17 protein-coding genes are annotated in these 17,675 nt (G+C 67.8%); 7 read left to right on the top strand and 10 right to left on the bottom strand.

The window, feature by feature from the left end; genetic code table 11:
- Positions 1–48: 48 nt before the first annotated feature.
- On the bottom strand, positions 49–768 hold the full coding sequence (locus tag UAJ10_RS01925) for a GntR family transcriptional regulator (RefSeq protein ID WP_322913672.1): 720 nt from the start codon (positions 766–768) through the stop codon (positions 49–51).
- A gap of 385 nt (positions 769–1,153) precedes the next feature.
- Between UAJ10_RS01925 and dctP the strand changes: the two genes are divergently transcribed.
- From dctP to UAJ10_RS01910, 3 genes are read left to right on the top strand one after another with little or no spacing between them, the layout of a single operon-like run.
- Entirely contained in the window at positions 1,154–2,260 is a 1,107-nt protein-coding gene (gene dctP, locus UAJ10_RS01920; RefSeq protein WP_322913670.1) for a TRAP transporter substrate-binding protein DctP, read from the top strand.
- Positions 2,257–2,853 carry a TRAP transporter small permease gene (locus UAJ10_RS01915; protein ID WP_322913668.1) on the top strand — a complete coding sequence of 199 codons (597 nt, stop codon included), beginning with the start codon at positions 2,257–2,259 and terminating at the stop codon, positions 2,851–2,853. The genes dctP and UAJ10_RS01915 overlap by 4 nt, the downstream gene beginning before the upstream one ends.
- Positions 2,840–4,186: a TRAP transporter large permease gene (locus UAJ10_RS01910; protein ID WP_322913667.1), complete on the top strand. Its 1,347-nt coding sequence runs from the start codon at positions 2,840–2,842 to the stop codon at positions 4,184–4,186. Before UAJ10_RS01915 ends, UAJ10_RS01910 begins: the two co-directional genes overlap by 14 nt.
- Positions 4,187–4,323: 137 nt before the next feature.
- Here UAJ10_RS01910 and UAJ10_RS01905 read toward each other — a convergent pair whose 3' ends face one another.
- Together UAJ10_RS01905 and UAJ10_RS01900 are read right to left on the bottom strand one after the other, a co-directional pair.
- Positions 4,324–5,820, bottom strand: coding sequence for a methyl-accepting chemotaxis protein (locus UAJ10_RS01905; protein WP_322913666.1), 1,497 nt, complete (start codon positions 5,818–5,820; stop codon positions 4,324–4,326).
- Positions 5,821–5,937: 117 nt separating this feature from the next.
- Positions 5,938–6,285 carry a ribbon-helix-helix domain-containing protein gene (locus UAJ10_RS01900; RefSeq protein ID WP_050898184.1) on the bottom strand — a complete coding sequence of 116 codons (348 nt, stop codon included), beginning with the start codon at positions 6,283–6,285 and terminating at the stop codon, positions 5,938–5,940.
- A 196-nt stretch (positions 6,286–6,481) separates the two neighbouring features.
- Between UAJ10_RS01900 and UAJ10_RS01895 the strand changes: the two genes are divergently transcribed.
- Positions 6,482–7,270, top strand: coding sequence for a helix-turn-helix transcriptional regulator (locus tag UAJ10_RS01895; RefSeq protein ID WP_322913665.1), 789 nt, complete (start codon positions 6,482–6,484; stop codon positions 7,268–7,270).
- Positions 7,271–7,354: 84 nt separating this feature from the next.
- Here UAJ10_RS01895 and rfbA read toward each other — a convergent pair whose 3' ends face one another.
- The 3 genes from rfbA to rfbB are packed head-to-tail and all read right to left on the bottom strand — an operon-like array spanning position 7,355 to position 10,272.
- Positions 7,355–8,239 carry a glucose-1-phosphate thymidylyltransferase RfbA gene (gene rfbA, locus UAJ10_RS01890; RefSeq protein WP_322913663.1) on the bottom strand — a complete coding sequence of 295 codons (885 nt, stop codon included), beginning with the start codon at positions 8,237–8,239 and terminating at the stop codon, positions 7,355–7,357.
- 58 nt (positions 8,240–8,297) lie between these two features.
- Positions 8,298–9,191, bottom strand: coding sequence for a dTDP-4-dehydrorhamnose reductase (rfbD, locus tag UAJ10_RS01885; protein ID WP_322913662.1), 894 nt, complete (start codon positions 9,189–9,191; stop codon positions 8,298–8,300).
- 10 nt (positions 9,192–9,201) lie between these two features.
- Complete coding sequence (gene rfbB, locus UAJ10_RS01880) at positions 9,202–10,272, bottom strand: dTDP-glucose 4,6-dehydratase (RefSeq protein WP_322913660.1); 1,071 nt, start codon at positions 10,270–10,272, stop codon at positions 9,202–9,204.
- A 407-nt stretch (positions 10,273–10,679) separates the two neighbouring features.
- On the opposite strand from rfbB, the gene UAJ10_RS01875 reads away from it, so the two are divergent.
- The gene (locus UAJ10_RS01875; RefSeq protein ID WP_145612381.1) at positions 10,680–10,910 is read left to right on the top strand and encodes a hypothetical protein; all 231 of its coding nucleotides are present in this window, start codon (positions 10,680–10,682) and stop codon (positions 10,908–10,910) included.
- A 95-nt stretch (positions 10,911–11,005) separates the two neighbouring features.
- Here UAJ10_RS01875 and UAJ10_RS01870 read toward each other — a convergent pair whose 3' ends face one another.
- Complete coding sequence (locus tag UAJ10_RS01870) at positions 11,006–12,163, bottom strand: YyaL domain-containing protein (protein ID WP_322913659.1); 1,158 nt, start codon at positions 12,161–12,163, stop codon at positions 11,006–11,008.
- 347 nt (positions 12,164–12,510) lie between these two features.
- Between UAJ10_RS01870 and UAJ10_RS01865 the strand changes: the two genes are divergently transcribed.
- A complete protein-coding gene (locus UAJ10_RS01865; RefSeq protein WP_145612383.1) occupies positions 12,511–12,816 on the top strand; it encodes a hypothetical protein in 306 nt (101 codons plus the stop codon).
- Positions 12,817–12,922: 106 nt separating this feature from the next.
- Here UAJ10_RS01865 and UAJ10_RS01860 read toward each other — a convergent pair whose 3' ends face one another.
- From UAJ10_RS01860 to UAJ10_RS01850, 3 genes are all read right to left on the bottom strand, one after another.
- Entirely contained in the window at positions 12,923–14,230 is a 1,308-nt protein-coding gene (locus UAJ10_RS01860) for an MFS transporter (protein ID WP_322913657.1), read from the bottom strand.
- 14 nt (positions 14,231–14,244) lie between these two features.
- Positions 14,245–15,681 (bottom strand): M20/M25/M40 family metallo-hydrolase, encoded by a 1,437-nt coding sequence (locus tag UAJ10_RS01855; RefSeq protein WP_322913655.1) that lies wholly within the window; start codon positions 15,679–15,681, stop codon positions 14,245–14,247.
- A 133-nt stretch (positions 15,682–15,814) separates the two neighbouring features.
- A complete protein-coding gene (locus UAJ10_RS01850) occupies positions 15,815–17,170 on the bottom strand; it encodes an amidase (RefSeq protein ID WP_322913653.1) in 1,356 nt (451 codons plus the stop codon).
- Positions 17,171–17,395: 225 nt separating this feature from the next.
- On the opposite strand from UAJ10_RS01850, the gene UAJ10_RS01845 reads away from it, so the two are divergent.
- Entirely contained in the window at positions 17,396–17,668 is a 273-nt protein-coding gene (locus UAJ10_RS01845) for a BufA1 family periplasmic bufferin-type metallophore (protein ID WP_322913652.1), read from the top strand.
- Positions 17,669–17,675: the final 7 nt, after the last annotated feature.

Genomic DNA, 17,675 nt, shown 5'->3' with positions numbered 1-17,675 from the left:
CTGGACCTCGCGCGGTTGCGAACCACGGATCGAGATAGCGGCGAACCGTCACCGCACAATGGTAGGCCGGCCGAGCGTACCCGCCAAGGCCGGTTGGGGATTTGACACGGCCTGCGGCGTCGACATGTTGGAGACGAAGTCGGACAATCCGTCGCCCTGGATGCCGATGTGGCGGCGCATCAGGCTCTCCGCCCGGTCGGGGTCGCCCTCCAACAGGGCGCGCACCACATCGTCATGCTCCTGCACCGACTTCGCGACCCGCCCCAGCTGGTGCAACTGGTTGCGGCGATACGGCGACAGGCGGTTGCGCACCCGCCGCGTCTCCTCCTCCAGCTGGCGGTTGTGGCTGCCGGCGTAGATCACTTCGTGAAAGCGGGTGTTCATGGCGTAGTAGACGTCGGGATCGCCGGCCGCCGCCAGGCGCTGGCATTCGGCGTGGACGGCCATCAAATCCGCCCGTTCCGCCGGCGTCATGCGGCGGGCGGCCAGGCGGGCGCACAGCCCTTCCAGCACGGCCATGATCTCGAACAGCTCCAGCACCTGGCGCACGTCCAGGCCCACCACCACCGCGCCTTGGCGCGGGCGTATTTCCACGAAGCCCTGGGCCGCCAGCATCTTCAACGCCTCCCGCACCGGGGTGCGCGACGTGCCGAAACGCTGGGCCAACACCTGTTCGTCCAGCCGCACGCCCGGCAGGGCGCGACCGGCGCAGATGTCGTCTTCCAGCGCGCGGGCCATCTGCTCGGAACGGGTTTCGGGAAGGGCCATGGGTCACCTCATCCGGGCCGGGGCAGGCGTTAAGGGTGGCCAACGGCCCCATTCCCTCGCCTGATCTTACGCATACACCAGTCGTCTTCATGCATGCAAGACGGACAATCTTGCGTTTCAGAGATTGACGCCCCAGAACCGCTCTGACATGCTTCCATGACCCAAGCATCTGCAAATAAAGACATATTTCGCGATTGCAGCATTTACTGAGCAATTGCGGAAGCCGGGAGGATCAGCGCCGGAGTTGGCGCCCAAGTGCTTGAGGGGACCGTCGTACCCGGCCCCGCCAGTACCCGTTTCCTTGTCAGAACCGACGCTTCAGGCCCAACCCCAACGCCGGACCAGAAGAAGACCGGCGCCTGCCCACGGTGAGGAACACGCCCCCATGTCGACCGTCCAGACTTCGACCGACCAGATTTCGACCGATCAGAGGTCCAACATCGCCCTGTCGCGCCGCGCCCTGCTGGGGGGCATGGCGGGCGGCCCCGTCGCCCTGACCCTGGGCGGCACGGTGCTGAGCGCCGGCGGCTTGCTCCCCACCCTGGCCCAGGCCCAAACCACCCTGAAAATTTCCCACCAGTTCCCGGGCGGCACGCTGACGGAGGGCGACTTCCGCGACCGGCTGTGCCGCAAGTTCGCGGCGCAGGTGGAGGCGGAGACCAACGGCGCCCTGAAGTTCGAGATTTATCCCGCCTCCTCCCTCATGAAGACCGTGGCGCAATTGCAGGCCCTGCGGAAGGGTGCCTTGGACTTCACCCTTTATCCCATGCCCTACGGCGGCGGTGAGATCCCGGAGATGAACCTGGGCCTGATGCCCTGCCTGGTGACCACGTATGAGCAGGGCCTGGCCTGGAAGAAGAAGCCCATCGGCGAGGCGCTGACCAAGGCGCTCGAGGCCAAGGGCGTGAAAATCCTGACCTGGGTGTGGCAGGCGGGTGGCGTCGCCGCCCGCGGCACCCCCGTGCTGCATCCCGCCGACGTGAAGGGCATCAAGATCCGGGGCGGGTCGCGCGAGATGGACATGATGTTCAAGGCGGCCGGCGCCGCCGTCTCCTCCATCCCGTCCAACGAGATTTATGCCGGCATGCAGACGGGCGCCCTGGACGCCGCCGTCACCAGTTCCACCAGCCTCATCTCCTTCAAGCTGGAGGAACAGAGCAAGAGCCTGACCGCCGCCCGACAGAAGAGCTTCTGGTACATGCTGGAACCGCTGATGATGTCCAAGGTGGTGTTCGACGGCCTGCCCGCCGCCCAGCAAAAGGCCCTGCTGTCGGTGGGTGAGTCGCTGGAGCCCTTCGGCCTGGAGGAAGCCAAGAAGGACGACCAGCGCGTGGCCGAGATTTACGCCAAGGCGGGCGTCAAGGTCGTCGACATGGACGAGAAGGTCATGGATGAGTGGCGCGCCATCGCCCGCGATACCGCCTGGAAGGACTTCGCCGACCGTTCCGCCGAGGCCGCGGCCCTACTTAAGCTGGCCGAGGACGTGGCATGAGGGCTGCGGGACTGGACACCAATACGCCCGAAGGGGGACCCGGCGCGGCCCGCCTGCCCAGGGGAGCGCCCGCCCCCCTGCGCTGGGCGGGCAAGCTCCTGTCATGGACCAACCGCGCCATCGCCACCGTGGCGGCGGTGGCGGTGGTGGCCGCCGGCATCGTCATGACGGAGGAGGCCATGGTGCGCTATTTCCTGCACCAGGCGGCCGACTGGCAGGATGAGACGGCCATCTTCCTGCTGGTGGGCGCCACCTTCCTGTCCGCCGCCTATGTCCAATCCCGCCGGGGCCACGTCGCCATCGAGGCGGTGGGCGGCCTGCTGCCCAAGGGGGTGGAGCGCGCGCGCCGCTGGGTGGCGGACCTGATCTCCTTCCTGTTCTGCGGCTTCTTCGCCTGGAAGTCCTGGGTGCTGTGCCATGAGGCCTGGGTGGAGGGGTACGCCACCTTCTCCTCCTGGGCGCCGCCCTTGTGGATCCCCTACCTCGCCATGTCGGTGGGCATGACCCTGCTGACCCTGCAGATCGCGGTGCAGGTGCTGGCTCCCCAACCGGTGGACGACCCTATGGAAGGACGCGCCCATGGGCACGGTTGAGATCGGCCTGCTCTATGGCGGCGCCACCCTGGTGGCATTGTTCGCCGGCCTCCCCATCGCCTTCGCGCTGGGCACGGTCGCCGTCGTCTTCATGTATTTCTTCATGCCGGCGGCCTCGCTGGATACCGTCACCCAGAATGTGTACGAGGAAATGGCCAGCATCACCATGCTGACCATTCCCCTGTTCATCCTGAAGGGTGCCGCCATCGGCCGGTCGCGGGCCGGTTCCGACCTTTATTCCGCCCTGCATGTGTGGATGGGCCGGGTGCCGGGCGGCCTGGGTGTGGCCAACGTCTTCGCCTGCGCCCTGTTCGCCGCCATGGCCGGCAGTAGCCCCGCCACCTGTTCCGCCATCGGCAGCGCCGGCATTCCCGAGATGCGCCGTCGCGGCTATTCGCCCGGCTTCGCCGCCGGCATCATCGCCGCCGGCGGCACCCTGGGCATCCTGTTGCCGCCCTCCATCACCCTGATTCTGTACGCCGTGGCGGCGGAACAGTCGCTGGGCCGCCTGTTCCTGGCCGGCATCGGGCCGGGGGTGCTGATGGTCGTGCTGTTCGCGATCTATGCCGTGGCGCGCTATCGCCAGGAGAAGGCGGCAGCCACGGTCGCCTATGCCCAGGGCGGCGCCTGGTCGGAGATCCTGCGCACCGACACGTTCACGGCGCGCGAACGCTTTGCCGCCATTCCGCGCGTGCTGCCCTTCGTCACCCTGTTGATCGGCGTCATGTTCGCGCTGTACGGCGGCATCGCCACCCCCTCGGAGACGGCCGGCCTGGGCGCCGTGCTGGCCCTGCTGATGGTGGCCGGCATCTACCGCGTCTGGCGACCGGCCCAGGTTGGACCCATCCTGATGTCCACCCTGCGTGAGTCCACCATGCTGATGATGATCATCGGCATGTCGCTGCTGTATTCCTACGTGATGAGCTACCTGCACATCAGCCAGGGCGCGGCGGAGTGGATCGTGGGCATGCACCTGTCGAAGTGGGTGCTGCTGGCGGCCATCCTGGTGCTGGTGGTGGTGCTGGGCTTTTTCCTGCCGCCGGTCAGCATCATCCTGATGACGGCCCCCATCATCTTGCCGCCGCTGAAGGCCGCCGGGTTCGACCTGATCTGGTTCGGCATCATCATGTCCATCGTCATGGAGATGGGGCTGATCCACCCGCCGGTGGGCCTGAACATCTTCGTCATCAAGAACATCGCGCCGGACATCCCCCTGCGCGCCGTGGTGATGGGGGTGCTGCCCTTCGTGGGCCTGATGCTGGTGTCCATCCTGGCGCTGTGCGTCGTGCCGGGCTTGGCCACCTGGCTGCCGGCAGCCGTCTACGCCGGCTGAAGGTAAAATTGAAAAGGAAAAAGGCGGTTCCCTGCCGGGACCGCCCCCTCCGCTTTTTTCAGGCTCACCCGCCCATCAGCGGCACGTCCCCGTCGTGCCATGGGTCGCGGCCACCATAGACCGTTGGCCGAGCCGCTTCAGGCCGCGTCGGTGCGAATTTCCCTCACCACGCCGTCCACGACGGTCTGCAGCTTTTCCACCCGGCCCGACAGGAGCTTGGACAGGTCGGCGATACCGTCGGCGGAACCGTTGGTGTCGGTCCAGGCCGACAACGTCTCCTCACACCCCCGCGCGGCGGCGCCGGCGCTCTGCACCGCCTCGGCGGCGCTGCGGGCGATCTCCTTCGTGGCGGCGTCCTGTTCCTCCACCGCCGCCGCGATGGCGGAGGTGGCGGCGTCCACGTCGAAGATGACGGTGGCGATGGATTCGATGGCCTCCGCCGCCTCGTGCGTGCTGTCGCGGATGGCGGCCACCTTCTGCGCCACCTCCGACGTCGCCAGGCCCGTCTGGCCGGCCAGGTTCTTCACCTCCGACGCCACGACGGCGAAGCCCTTGCCCGCCACGCCGGCGCGTGCCGCCTCGATGGTGGCGTTCAGCGCCAGCAGGTTGGTGCGTTCCGCGATCTCGCTGATGGTGGCCAGCACGCTGCCGATGCTGGAGGCCGCTTCCGACAAGCCATTGATGATGGCCTGGGCGGAGCGCGCCCGCTCCGCCGCCTCGCGGGTCACGCCGGAGGAGCGGGTGACCTGGCTGCTGATCTCGGCGATGGCCTCGGACAGCTGCGAGGCCGCGTCCGCCACCTGTGAGGCGCTGTCCAGCGCATCCCCGCCCGAGGCGGCGATGGCGCCGGCGTTGTCCGACCCGCGCCGCACCAGGGCGCGCAGATCGTCGGCACAGCCGCGCGCGTCGGTGGCCGCCCCCGCCACCTCGCCGGCCAGGCCGCCGACATCGCTTTCCAGGCGCCGGGCCAGGGCCAGCATCAGGCGGTTACGCTCATCCCGCGACTGGGCGGCCATGGCCTCGCGCGCGGATGTGGCTTGGGCCAGTTCCTCATGCGCCTGGCGGGCGTCGGCCAGGGCCTCGTCCGACCGCTGGAAGGACCGGGCCATGGTCTGGGCCAGCCAAGCCAGCAGGGCGCCTTCGAACACCACCAGCCAAACGTACATCAGGATGCGCAGGTATTCCCCGCCGCGGACGCCCGCCGACTCCGGAACGGCCAGCCCGCCGACGATGAAGAACATCGCCACCGCCGCCGCGGACGCCGCCAGCGTGCGCCCGTCACAAAAACCGGCGGAGACGGCGACCAGGATATAGACATAGACCTGCATGCCCGTCTGCCACGGGTTGCCGGCGAAGGCCCAGATGGACAGGGCGCCCGCCAGGGGCAGGCAGGCGGCCAGCACCAGGCGGCCGGCTGGGGGCGGCAGAGCCACCCAGGCGACCGCCGCCACCACGACCACCAGCAGGGTCGCCGCCGGCTGGCGCCAGTCGAACCCGCCCAGAACCACCAGCTGGGCGGCCAGAAGAACGAAAATCTGCGCCACCAGCAGCGTCAGCACCAGCAGCGTGGTGGTGCGACGGACACGGTCCAAGGGCGACAGATTTGCAGCAGAGGCAAGCGATGCGGCAGGCATGGGGCCAATCTCCCAGAAAAGGTTTTCCCAGATAACCGTTCCCGGTACGCCCTGCCTTGACTTGGATCACTAATGTGCAATGAAGCGGGGGGCCGCATCGGGCCCAAATGGCGGCGATCAGAAGAACGCCTGGCTCAGGTTCTGCTGCGGCGCCTGCACGGGGGTCGCCAGGGTTTCCACCGACGCCAGCCACTGGAAATAGCTGACCACGACCACGCGCACGGCGCTGGACAGGCTGGTTTCGTCATCGCGCGAACGGTCGATCACGTCCAGCAGCTCGGCGATCTGGCAGCCTTCCTGGCGGGCCAGCAGATCCAGGCCGGTCCAGAACTGCGGCTCCAGCCGCATGGAGGTGCGGCGGCTGCCCACGCGCACGCTGCGCGGTACCAGGGATCGCGGCGCCGTCGCCTGGTGCACAGCGGCCAGAACCGGGAACGGAAGGCGATGGCTGGTCAATACGGTCATGTCCGTGCTCCGAGACAAGGATCCGGAAGCGCTACCGGAGCGCGTTATCCGGGGGTGTGATGGCGGTCCTTATCAAAGCGGGGGAAATGTAGTTACATAACTGTAGACTCATACAGGGTTAGGCGCCTTTGACGCGAAAGAGGTGCCCCGACCCGTCAATCGCGCGCCCATTCCCGGGCCCCTTGGACGCTTTCCCATGATCCTGGACGAAGCCCTGAACCGGTTGGGCCAACCGGACAACCCCGAAGATTTATTCAATACTTTCAGCCAGTTGGCCCGCGACCTCGGCTATGCCGCCGTCAGTTACATCGATAGCCGCCCGGGCCCGGCGCCCGGCGAACCGGACCTCTTCGTGCGCACCACGGTGCGGGAGGATTTTCTCCACACCTATCTGTCCGAAGGATATATGAGCCATGACCCGCTGATGGTGATGGCGAAGCGGCAGGCCGCCCCCCTGACCTGGGCCGACGTGCCGGAGTTCCATGCCAGCCTGCAGGCCCCGTCCAAGCTGGACCTACCGGCGCGCGGCCGCGCCAAGCAGGACGCCCAGCGCGCCATCGCCGTCATGACCTCGGCCGCCGACCATGGCTACACCCAGGGCTATGTCATCCCCACCCACACGGTCGACCCCCAGGGCCGCTTGGCCTCGGCCGTGGTCAGCCTGTTCTGGACGCAAAAGCCGGAAGGGCTGATCAGCCCGGACTCCGCGCCGGCCTGGCTGCGCCTCAGCGCCCTTTATTTCCATGAACGGGTGGTCAGCATGCGCCTGACACCCGTCACCCCGCCGCCGACCCTGACCCAGCGCGAACAAGAGGCCCTGGTTTGGGCCAGCCGGGGCAAGACGGTCGAGGAGACGGGTGAGATCATCGGCGTCTCCGGCCGCACCGTGACCTTCCACCTGCAGAACGCGCTGGAGAAGCTGGGCTGCTACTCCAAAATCCACGCCGTGGCCAAGGCCATCCAGATGGGGCTGATCCATCCATAGGTGGCCTCAAAGGACCGCTTTCTTGGCCCGAAAAGTAAAAGGCGCCAGCGCGCTCGCCGGCGCCTTCCATTTTACAAGGGTCTGTCAGAACTGCGACGTGCGGCGGCGGATGACAAGGCGCTGCAGGTACTGGCCATAGGGGCTGTTCTTGTAGGCCCGGGCCTGGGACAGCACGGCCTCTTCATCCACGAAGCCCAGTTCCAGGGCAATTTCCTCCGGGCAGCCGATCTTCAGGCCCTGGCGATGCTCGATGGTGCGCACGAATTCCGCCGCTTCCAGCAGCGAATCATGGGTGCCGGTGTCCAGCCAGGCGGTGCCGCGGCCCAGGCGTTCCACCAGCAGGTTGCCTTGCTGCAGGTAGACGTTGTTGACGTCGGTGATCTCCAACTCGCCACGGGGCGAGGGTTTGATCTCCCGGGCGATGTCCACCACGCGATTGTCGTAGAAGTACAGGCCGGTCACCGCCCAGTTGGACCTGGGCTCCTTGGGCTTTTCCACGATGCTGATGGCGCGGCCCTGCTCATCGAACTCCACCACGCCGTAGCGGTGCGGGTCCTCAACCCAATAAGCGAAAACCGTGGCGCCCTCTTTCACGGAGGCGGCCTTCTGCGCCTGGGCGCTGAGGCCCTGGCCGTAGAAGATGTTGTCGCCCAGCACCAGGGCGCAGGGGTCGTTGCCGATGAAGTCCTTGCCGATGATGAAAGCCTCGGCCAGGCCGTTGGGCGCCGCCTGCTCGGCATAGGACAGGTTGATGCCCCACGGCGCGCCGTCGCCCAGCAAATCCTGGAACAGCGGCAGGTGGTGCGGCGTGCTGATCAGCAGGATGTCGCGGATGCCGGCCAGCATCAGGACGGACAGCGGATAGTAGACCATCGGCTTGTCATAGATGGGCAGCAACTGCTTGCTGACGCTTTTGGTCAGGGGGTGCAACCGGGTGCCGGAACCGCCCGCGAGGATGATGCCCTTCATTTGAATAAGCCTTGTATCTTATAAGGTTAAAGGAAAATCTCAAGTTGCGGCGCAAGGATCAGGCCGGCAGCAGCGCATCCAGGCTGCGGGCCAGACTGTCGGGCCAGGCCGGCGCCCGCCAGCCGAAGACCTGTTCCAGCAGCGCGCAGTCCAACACCGAATTGGCCGGCCGCTTGGCCGGGGTGGGGTAGTCCGCCGTGCCGATGGCGACCAGGCGCGGCACCTTGGCGCCCCGCGCCTGGGCCTGGGCGAAAATCTCCGCCGCGAAGCCGTGCCAGGTGGTGGCGCCGGTGCCGCACAGATGATAGGTGCCGAAACCGTCGCGCTGGCCGTTCAGGATGCGGCTGCCCACCGCCACCAAGGCGTCGGCGATATCCGCCGCCGCCGTGGGGCAGCCGTGCTGGTCCGCCACCACGCGCAGTTCTTCCCGCTCCGCGCCCAGGCGCAGCATGGTCTTCAGGAAATTGGCGCGGTCGGGGCCGTAGACCCAGGCCGTACGCAGGATGACGTGGGCCGGCAAGGCCTCCCGCACCGCCTGCTCGCCCGCCTCTTTCGAAGCGCCATAGACGCTGACGGGGCCGACGGGGTCGGTTTCCACGTACGGCCCCACCTTGGTGCCGTCGAAAACGTAATCGGTGGACAGGTGCAGCAGGGGGATGTCGCGCGCGGCGCAGGCGCGGGCCAACGCCGCCGGGCCGTCACGGTTGGCGGCATAGGCCGCGTCGATCTCGCTCTCGGCCTTGTCCACAGCGGTGTAGGCGGCGCAGTTCACCACCAGGTCGGCGGCCGACACCGCCGCCAGGATGGCGTCGGGGTCGGCGATGTCCAACGTGTCGCGGACGGGTGCCGCGACACGCCAACTGGCCGGCACCGCACGCTGGAAGGCCAAGCCCACCTGACCAGCCCCGCCCAGCAGCAATACGCGAACGGTCCCCACGCTCTCCCCCGTCATGACCGGTTCCTCAACCGACGGCGGCGGCGGTGGGAGCGGCCACGCCCAGGCGCTGGCCGGAATACTTGGCCTCGCGGATGGGTTCCCACCACCAGCGATTCGCCAGATACCAATCGACCGTGCGGCGGATGCCTTCCTCGAACGTCACCGACGGCTCCCACCCCAGCTCGCGCCTGATCTTGGAGGCGTCGATGGCATAGCGCTGATCGTGGCCCGGACGGTCGGTCACGAAGGTGATCAGCTCGCGGCGCTTGGTGCTGCTGGGCAGGCGCTCGTCCAGCAGGTCGCAGATGGTTTCCACCACGTACAGGTTGCGCTGCTCGGCGTTGCCGCCGACGTTGTAGCGCTCACCGGGCACGCCCTTGCGCACGATCAGCACCAGGGCGCGGGCATGGTCTTCCACGAACAGCCAGTCGCGGACGTTGTCGCCCTTGCCATAGACCGGCAGCTTCTTGCCCTCCATCCCGTTGAGGATCATCAGCGGGATGAGTTTTTCCGGGAAGTGGAAGGGGCCGTAATTGTTGGAGCAGTTGCTGAGCAGCGTCGGCAGGCCGTAGGTGTGGTACCAGGCGTTGACCAGATGGTCCGACGCCGCCTTGCTGGCGGAATAGGGCGAGTTGGGCGAATAGGCCGTGTCCTCACGGAACAGCCCTTCCTCACCCAGCGAGCCATAGACCTCGTCGGTGGAGATGTGGTGGAAGCGGAAGGCGGCCTTGCGCTCTTCCGGCAGGGCCTGCCAGTACTCGCGCGCCGTCTCCAGCATCACGTGGGTGCCGTTGATGTTGGTACGGATGAAGATGCCCGACCCTTCGATCGAGCGATCGACATGGCTTTCCGCCGCCAGGTGCATCACGGCATCCGGCTGGTGGCGCTTGAAGATGTCGCGCATGGCCTCGACATCGGCGACGTCGGCCTTTTCCAGGACGGCGCGGCCGCCCGCCAGAACCTCGCCAATGGCTTCCAGGCTGGCCGCGTAGGTCAGCTTGTCCACGCACACCAAGTCGTCCTGCCCTTCGGACGCCAACAGGCGGCACACCGCGGACCCAATAAAACCGGCCGCGCCCGTCACCATTATCTTCACGCGCCAAACTCCTTGAAGACCCTCATCCTGCCATCCCCGGGGGGCAGGTCTGAACAATGCGCCCGAAAATACAACTCCACCGAGGCCAAAAGCAAACCCGGCGATGGACGTCCCTGTCCTTCCGACGGGACGGGCCGCAAAGCGCCCGCGACGGCCTGCCAAAAGTAGGGTCGCCCGGCCGCAGGTCGTACACCCCTTCGCCATCAACCTAGGGCAACGCGAGTAAAAAGAGCTCGCGAGCCTATCCTATAGGTCTGCGTCATAAATCACGAACGGTGGCGACCGGATATTGATGTACGACCAAAGCAGCCGTGACGAACGCGCCAGAAACGATAATGTTGATGACATAAAGCGCCCATCAATACAGGGCATCATATGACCAAGCGGACCTGAGAACGGAGAGAGAGATGGCTGGCAAGAGCGGACTATTGATCACCGGCGCCGTTATCGTGGTTCTGGGCGTGCTGGCCCTGGCCGTGCCCATGTTCACCACCAAGGACACCAAGGAACTGGCCAAGATCGGCGACCTGAAGGTCACCGCGAAGGAAGAGAACACCCACGTCGTCCCCCCCTTCGTCGGTCCCGCCGCCCTGATCCTGGGCGTGGTGCTGATGGGGGCCGCCCTGGTCCGCCGTTAAGGGGTACGTCGCTGAGGGGTGCGTCGCCAAGGGCCGCTGTTCACGTCAAGGCGGTCCGCCAGAGCTGGCCGCGATTCAGTCTGAACCCGGCCGGTCTAATGCCTACCCACACGCCGCCCCGTGAAGGGATTCCAGCCTGTCTCCGCCAGGGCGGCCCAGGCCGTGGCCCCCAGGTGGGGCTGGTGGTAATAGCGGAAGTCATCGGTGGTTGAGCTTGGCCCCACGGCCAGGCCTGTGCTGACCGTGCCGGCGGCGGTGGCGTAGAGCAGCCCGTCCGGCCCCCGGGCCGCCTGCACGGTGGCCAGGGCCGCCGCCGCCTTGTCCGGCTGCCCCAGCATCTTATAGGTAAGGGCCGCCTGCGCTGTGCCCTCGATCCAGACGCCGTCGCGGTCATCATTGAAGTCGAAGCCGCCGGCGGTGGCGTGGCGCGCCTCCACCCAAGCCAACGACCGTCGCCAGTCGGCCAGTGCGTCCCCAATGCCCAGATGCGCCCACAATTGGATGTCCAGCGCCGCGCCGGCCGCCCAGCCGCGACCGTCCGGCTTGGTGCCGATGCGGAAGCGCCCCTCCGTCCCGTCCCAGGCCGCCGCCACGAAGCCGCGCGCCAGGGCGGCGTGGCGGCTCCAGGTGGCGTCGCCCGTCAGGCGCGCCAGCCAGGTGAAGGCCGCGGCCGCGTCGATATTATGCTCCGTCGCCTTGTAATTCAGGCGCCGTTGGACGGGATCGAAGCCATCCAGCCCGCCGATGAATCCACCCGGCTGGGCCGGGTCAGCCATCAAGTCCGCCACCCAGCGCATCAGGCCGGCGGCGCGGTCGCGATAGATTGGCTCGCCCGACGCCTCGTGCAGCGTCAGCAGGGCCAGCGCCGCCCAAATCACGTTCCCCGTGGCGCTGCCATCCTGATAACCGTCCTCCGCCCACTGGCCAGCCCGGTCATCCCACCAGCCGGGCGGCAGGGGCGGGCTGGCGGCGGCACCGGCGCGGTAGGCGTTGCGCACCCGCCCGTCCTTGAAGGTCCGGTCTGTGGTGGCCGCCCGCGCCAGGGCGTCGCCCACAAGGCGGGCGTCGTCCACGTGGCCGCACGCCACCAAGGCGATCGTGGCCAGGGCGTTGTCGTAGGTGAACGCGCTGTGCGCCAAGGCGGGATGGGTGTCGCCGGGGTAGCTGACCACGAAACGCGGGCCCGATCCGGGCGCGGCGCCCCGCACGGCATGCTGCAACGCAACACAGGTCTGCGCAGTCGCCTGCCCCAAGGGGCTTGCCAGACAAAAACAGATCGTCGTCAGGATAACTTTCCTAAAATGCATGGTAATTTTCCCAAAACAAACGGCAAATCTATTCTCATAATTTGTCGGAATGATGGTGGCGGGGCAGTAGGCGGCGCAAATATACACCCCAACGGTTCCTCTACCCCGCGTGCAACGCAGCCCAACGATGCATGCGGGACTTGTTTTCATCTTGGTAAGGTTTTGCTAATAAACCGCCCGTAAACAATTGGCCGCCGTCGCAGGTGCAGCATAAGGCTTTGGGTCCAACACCCCCTTGTGCTGCGCGGCAAAGAATGGCGGACCACCGGGGCAGCAGAGAAGAGAGATCAGCGATGAACACGAAGTTCCTGGGCATTTTGGCCACCGTTTCCCTTTTTGTCGCCGGCCCCGCGCTGGCCGAGTGCAGCACGCACGCCAACCCGCCGTCCATCCCCGATGGCGCCGGCGCCACCACCGAGCAGATGACCAGCGCCAGCGCCTCGGTGAAGGGCTACATGGCGGACATGCAGGACTTCCTGAAGTGCCTGGAGAATGACAAGGCCGCCGGCTCCGCCAAGTACAACGCCGCCGTCGACCAGATGCAGAGCATCGCCAACGAGTTCAACAAGCAGCTGCGCGCCTTCAAGGCCAAGGGCTGATTGGTCGCGCGCTCAGCGCTCGATTTCAAAAAAGGAAGGATGGGCCCGCTACCCATCCTTCCTTTTTTATTGGCCTTTTCCTGAAGGCCTCGTGGCCGGCCCACCATCAGGTGGCGGTGGACCAGTCCAGCTTGTCCGCCCGCCGCAGGGTGGGGAACAGCACGCACCACAAGGCCACCACGGCCACCGTGCCGATGCCGCCCACCACCACCGCCAATTCCGTCCCCAGCCACGACGCCGTCAGGCCGGACTCGAATTCACCCAGCTGGTTGGACGCGCCGATGAACAGGCCGCTGACGGCGCTGACCCGGCCGCGCATCTCATCAGGCGTGCCCAGCTGCACCAGGGTCTGGCGCACGAAGACGCTGACCATGTCGACCGCCCCCATGATCAGCAGGCTGAGCAAGGCGACGGCCGGGGAATGGGTCAGGCCGAAGACGATGGTGGCCAGGCCGAACACGCCCACGCAGGCCAGCATGATGGGCCCCACCCGGCGCCTCAGCGGCCAGGCGGCCAAGGTCAGGCCCACCAGGATGGCGCCCGCCCCGGGCGCTCCGCGCATGACGCCCAACAGCATGGGCCCCGTCAGGCCCAAAAGACCGGCGTCGGCGGAGAACTGGTCGCGCGCCAGGGCCGGCAGCAGGGCGGTGGCGCCACCCAGCAGGACGGCGAACAGGTCCAGCGAGATGGCGCCCAGCACGATGGACTGCTGGCGGATATAGCGGATGCCGCCCAGGATGCCATCCCAGCTGACCGGGGCGCGGGTCACGGCGCGCGAGGGGGCGGATATGCCGATCACGATCAGGCCGGCCAGCACCAGGAAGCCGGCGCCCACGCCGAACACCCAATCATGCAGGCCGGCGTAGAGCACGCCGCCCAACGCCGGCCCCAACACGCCCGCCACCTGCATGGCGGATGAGCTGATTGCCACCGCGTTGGGGAAGTCGGCTTTGGGCACCAGGTTGGGCAGCAGGGCGGAGGAGGCCGGCGCCTCGAACGCGCGGGCGGCGCCGAACAGCATGACGCAGGCATAGACCAGCCACACCGGCAGGTCGGGCGATGCCAGCACCACCCCCGTCATAGCCATGGCCAGGGCCTCGATGCCCACGCAGGTGGTGATGATCAGGCGGCGGTCCAGCCGGTCGGCGGCATGGCCGGTGACCAGCACCAGGCCGACGGAAGGCAGGAACTGCGCCAGGCCGATCAGGCCCAGGTTCATGGTGCTGCCGGTGCGGTCGTAGATGGCCCAGCCGGCGGCCACCGCCTGGACCTGCAGGGCGCCCATGGACAGGATGCGCGCCAGCCAATAGCGCAGGAAGGCCGGGTGGCGCAGCGCCCCGCCCCAGCCCTTGCGGGCCGGCCCGTCATGGGGCGCGGGGTCGGGGGCGGCGGCGTTGGAAGGGGTGCTGCTCATCACATCTCTGCTGCTTACGGGCCGGCGGGGTCGGGCACGGCGACGAAGGATCCGGCGGGGCCGGGATAGACCACCGGGCTGGCATAGCCGTCCTTGGAAACGGCGGCGACGCCGAAGAACCAGTCGTCGATGACGACATTGGGCAGGGTCACGGTGGCGGCGTCCCCGGCCCAGCGGTCATGCTGCCAGGTGGGCGCCAGGGTGTCGCGCCACCAGGCCCGGTAGCCCACAGCGCCCGGAACCTTGCTCCAGCTCAGCGTGGTGTCATGCTTCAGGGCGCCTTCGACCTTCACGTCACCGGGTGGGGCCGGGGCCCAGGCCAGGCTGGCCATGGTCAGGGCGTTCAGGCGGGTCACCTGGGCCAGATAGGGGAAGTCGACACCGTCGATGGTGTCGCCATAGCGCACGCCGCCCTCGGTGCGCAGGTCCTGATGCTGGCGGGTGTAGTTCTCATGCGCCTCGGTCACCCGCACGGCGGGGAAGCCGGCCTCCAGGAACGGCACCTGGTCGCCGCCGCGGCCGAAGCGGTCGGTGCGATAGACCATGCGCACGCTGAAATTATCCAGGTAGCGGGTGGATATGCCATCCATGTAGCGCGCCAGGTTGCGCGAGGGGCTGTCGACCTCGCCCCCGGAATAGCGGCGCTGGTTGGCTTGCTTCAGGGTCTCCACCGCCTTGGTGCCTTCGGAGAAAACGCGGACATGGGTGTTGTCCACCACGCCATCCTCGCCCTGGGTGTTGCCGACGATGTCGTTGTTGAGGTCGGCCTCCACCTGCCAGCCTTGCTCCTTGGCGTAGTCGGCCAGCACCTTGCCGCCCAGCAGGCCCTGTTCCTCGCCCGACAGGGCGGCGAACACCAGGGTGGCGCGGAACTTGTGCCGGGACAGTACCCGCGCCGCCTCGATGGCCGCCGCCACGCCAGAGGCGTCGTCATTGGCGCCTGGCGCGTCGGCCGTGGCATTCATGACATCCGTCACGCGGCTGTCCAGGTGGCCGGCGATGACGATGACCCGCTGCGGTTCCTCCGTGCCCTTCAGCACGGCCACCACGTCCATGACCTCCGTCGGGGTGGGCACGCGCTTGCCCGACACGGCCTGCGCCGGCGTCACCACGGTCAGGCAGCCGCCACAGTCCTTGGAGATGGCCTCGAACCGACTTTTGACCCAGGCGCGGGCGGCGCCGATGCCCCGGTCGGGCGAGCCCGTGTCGGACAGGGTGTGTCGGGTGCCGAAGGACACCAGCTTTTCGATGGTGGCATGCAGCTGCGCCGGGTCCACCTGGGCCGCGATCTCCCGCAGCACCGGATGATCGTCAACGGGCCCGACGGCGGACGTCTCCACCACCGGGGCCTCGGGTCTGGCGGGCTTGGCCCAAGCCCCGGCACTATGCAGCGCCACCCCGGCCAGCAGCAGGACGGACAGCGAACGCACGGACCGAGGGCGTTGGGGCATGGGGCTTCCCTATGATTTGGTGACTGAACTGCCGGATTCTTGTGGCGCCACGATGCGTTAGCGCCGCCACGCAGGCAAGCGCCACGGCGCGGGGCGCGGGGCCACAGTGGACAGCCCAGCCATGCCGCGCATGTCACACCAGGTCAAGGGTCCCCGCCAAATGCGCAGCCGCCGCCCGGGCGATGGCCAGCAGGCGGGCGTCGGCGCCGCGCGGGGCAAACAGTTGCAGGCCCACGGGGCAACCGGCATCGTCCGTGCCCACCGGCAGGGTGATGGCCGCCATGTCCCCCAGGTTGGCGACGCAGCAGTTGCGCAAGGCCATCAGGTTGGCACGGCCATAGGCGGGCGGCTCCGCCAGATCGGCCAGCAGTGGCGGGGTGATGGCCACCGTGGGCAGGGCCACCACGTCGACATCGTGGAACAGGGCCTGCACGCCGTTGGCGAAGCGGTCGAGGAAGGCGACACGCGCGTCATAGTCCAGCACGTCGGCCGACGCGCGGATGCGGGGGCCGACATAGGCGTCCAGGCTGGGCAGCCAGGCCGGCAGTTCCTGGCTGAGGAAGTCATAAATCTCCGCCCCCGCCAGGCCGCCCCTGCGGAACAGGGCCAGGGCCTCGTCCAGTTCCGGGATGGTCACGCTGTCGACCGGTCGGAACAGGCCGGTTAGTCGCTCCAGCGCGGTGTCCACCGCCGCGACCACGCCGGGGCTGCAGTCCTGCCACAGCGCGTCGGGTGCCCGACCGATGCGGATGGCGCCGGGGTCCATGAGCGGATCGATGGCGGTGCCGGTCAGCAGGCGATAGCCTTGGGCCATGTCCTCCGCCGTCAGCGCCAGGATGCCCACGGTGTCCAGGCGCGGCGACAGCGGCACGATGCCGTCGGTCGCCAAATGCCCGCGCGCGCTTTTATAGCCGTAGAGGCCATTCCAGGCGGCCGGGATGCGCACCGACCCCGCCGTGTCAGTGCCCAGCGCCAACAGGGCGGATCCTTCATGCAGGCTGAGCGGCGCGCCGGTGCTGGACCCACCGGGCACGCGGTGGTGATCACGGTCCCAGGGGTTGCGCGGGGTGCCCCAATGGCCATTGGCGCCCAGGCCGCCGAAGGCGAATTCCACCATGCGGGTCTTGCCGGTGACGACCGCGCCCTGGGCCAGCAAGCGGCTGACCACCCCGCCCGGCTGGTTCCACATCGGCGGCAGGCGACGGGGGGAGCCGGCGAATACCGGCCAGGTGCCGCCACACACCGTTCCGGTACCGTAATTATCCTTAAGTGACAAGGGAATGCCGTCGAAATCGCCAAGGGGGTGGCCCGCCCGGCGGCGGGCGTCGGCGGCATCCGCCTGGGCACGCAGCAGGCCGGCGCTGAAGGCGACATAGGGATTGTCGCGGGCGTCGGGCCGTTCCGCCCGGGCGGCGATGCAGGCCTCGGCCAGGTCACGGGCGGTCAGGGTGCCGTCCTTCAGGGCGGCGAGGGCGGTGGTGAGATCCATGGTACGGCGCCTTCGGATGGGGCGTTTTTCGGGCCGGCGGAACCCTGGCACGGGGACCACCCAGCCCGCAACCTGGCAAGAGGGCAACCCGGCAAGAGGTGCGACAACCGGACGCCATATCCGGCCGCTATCGAATTCATATCCCCCCTGCATTTCACAGGACCGGGGGTGTGGGGTTAGCGTCAGCCCATCGCAACCACCCACCAAACCTGAGGGGATTTCAAAATGCAGACCACCGTCACCACCCGCCGCCTGGGCCTGGGCCTGATCGTCGCCACCGCCGTCGCCGGCGCCACCCTGGCCGCCGCCCCGGCCAAGGCCGCCGACATGGAGAAGTGCTACGGCGTCGTGAAGGCCGGCCACAACGATTGCAAGACCGACAGCAACTCCTGCGCCGGCCATGCCACCAAGGATCGCGACCCCGGCGCCTTCATCGCCGTGCCGGCCGGCACCTGCGCCAAGATCTCCGGCGGCAGCACCGAACCCGCCAAGAAGTAAGCCTTAA

It is taken from the genome of Nitrospirillum guaranorum (genome assembly GCF_034653275.1).
Classification (GTDB): Bacteria; Pseudomonadota; Alphaproteobacteria; order Azospirillales; family Azospirillaceae; genus Nitrospirillum.
The sequence above is the reverse complement of the archived record's forward strand: the minus strand, read 5'-3'. Positions and strand labels throughout refer to the sequence as shown.

Coding starts and splice junctions, on each gene's coding strand:
- UAJ10_RS01925 (WP_322913672.1), bottom strand. CDS start 768: ATGGCCCTTCCCGAAACCCGTTCCGAGCAGATGGCCCGCGCGCTGGAA.
- dctP (WP_322913670.1), top strand. CDS start 1,154: ATGTCGACCGTCCAGACTTCGACCGACCAGATTTCGACCGATCAGAGG.
- UAJ10_RS01915 (WP_322913668.1), top strand. CDS start 2,257: ATGAGGGCTGCGGGACTGGACACCAATACGCCCGAAGGGGGACCCGGC.
- UAJ10_RS01910 (WP_322913667.1), top strand. CDS start 2,840: ATGGGCACGGTTGAGATCGGCCTGCTCTATGGCGGCGCCACCCTGGTG.
- UAJ10_RS01905 (WP_322913666.1), bottom strand. CDS start 5,820: ATGCCTGCCGCATCGCTTGCCTCTGCTGCAAATCTGTCGCCCTTGGAC.
- UAJ10_RS01900 (WP_050898184.1), bottom strand. CDS start 6,285: ATGACCGTATTGACCAGCCATCGCCTTCCGTTCCCGGTTCTGGCCGCT.
- UAJ10_RS01895 (WP_322913665.1), top strand. CDS start 6,482: ATGATCCTGGACGAAGCCCTGAACCGGTTGGGCCAACCGGACAACCCC.
- rfbA (WP_322913663.1), bottom strand. CDS start 8,239: ATGAAGGGCATCATCCTCGCGGGCGGTTCCGGCACCCGGTTGCACCCC.
- rfbD (WP_322913662.1), bottom strand. CDS start 9,191: ATGACGGGGGAGAGCGTGGGGACCGTTCGCGTATTGCTGCTGGGCGGG.
- UAJ10_RS01875 (WP_145612381.1), top strand. CDS start 10,680: ATGGCTGGCAAGAGCGGACTATTGATCACCGGCGCCGTTATCGTGGTT.
- UAJ10_RS01865 (WP_145612383.1), top strand. CDS start 12,511: ATGAACACGAAGTTCCTGGGCATTTTGGCCACCGTTTCCCTTTTTGTC.
- UAJ10_RS01860 (WP_322913657.1), bottom strand. CDS start 14,230: ATGAGCAGCACCCCTTCCAACGCCGCCGCCCCCGACCCCGCGCCCCAT.
- UAJ10_RS01855 (WP_322913655.1), bottom strand. CDS start 15,681: ATGCCCCAACGCCCTCGGTCCGTGCGTTCGCTGTCCGTCCTGCTGCTG.
- UAJ10_RS01850 (WP_322913653.1), bottom strand. CDS start 17,170: ATGGATCTCACCACCGCCCTCGCCGCCCTGAAGGACGGCACCCTGACC.
- UAJ10_RS01845 (WP_322913652.1), top strand. CDS start 17,396: ATGCAGACCACCGTCACCACCCGCCGCCTGGGCCTGGGCCTGATCGTC.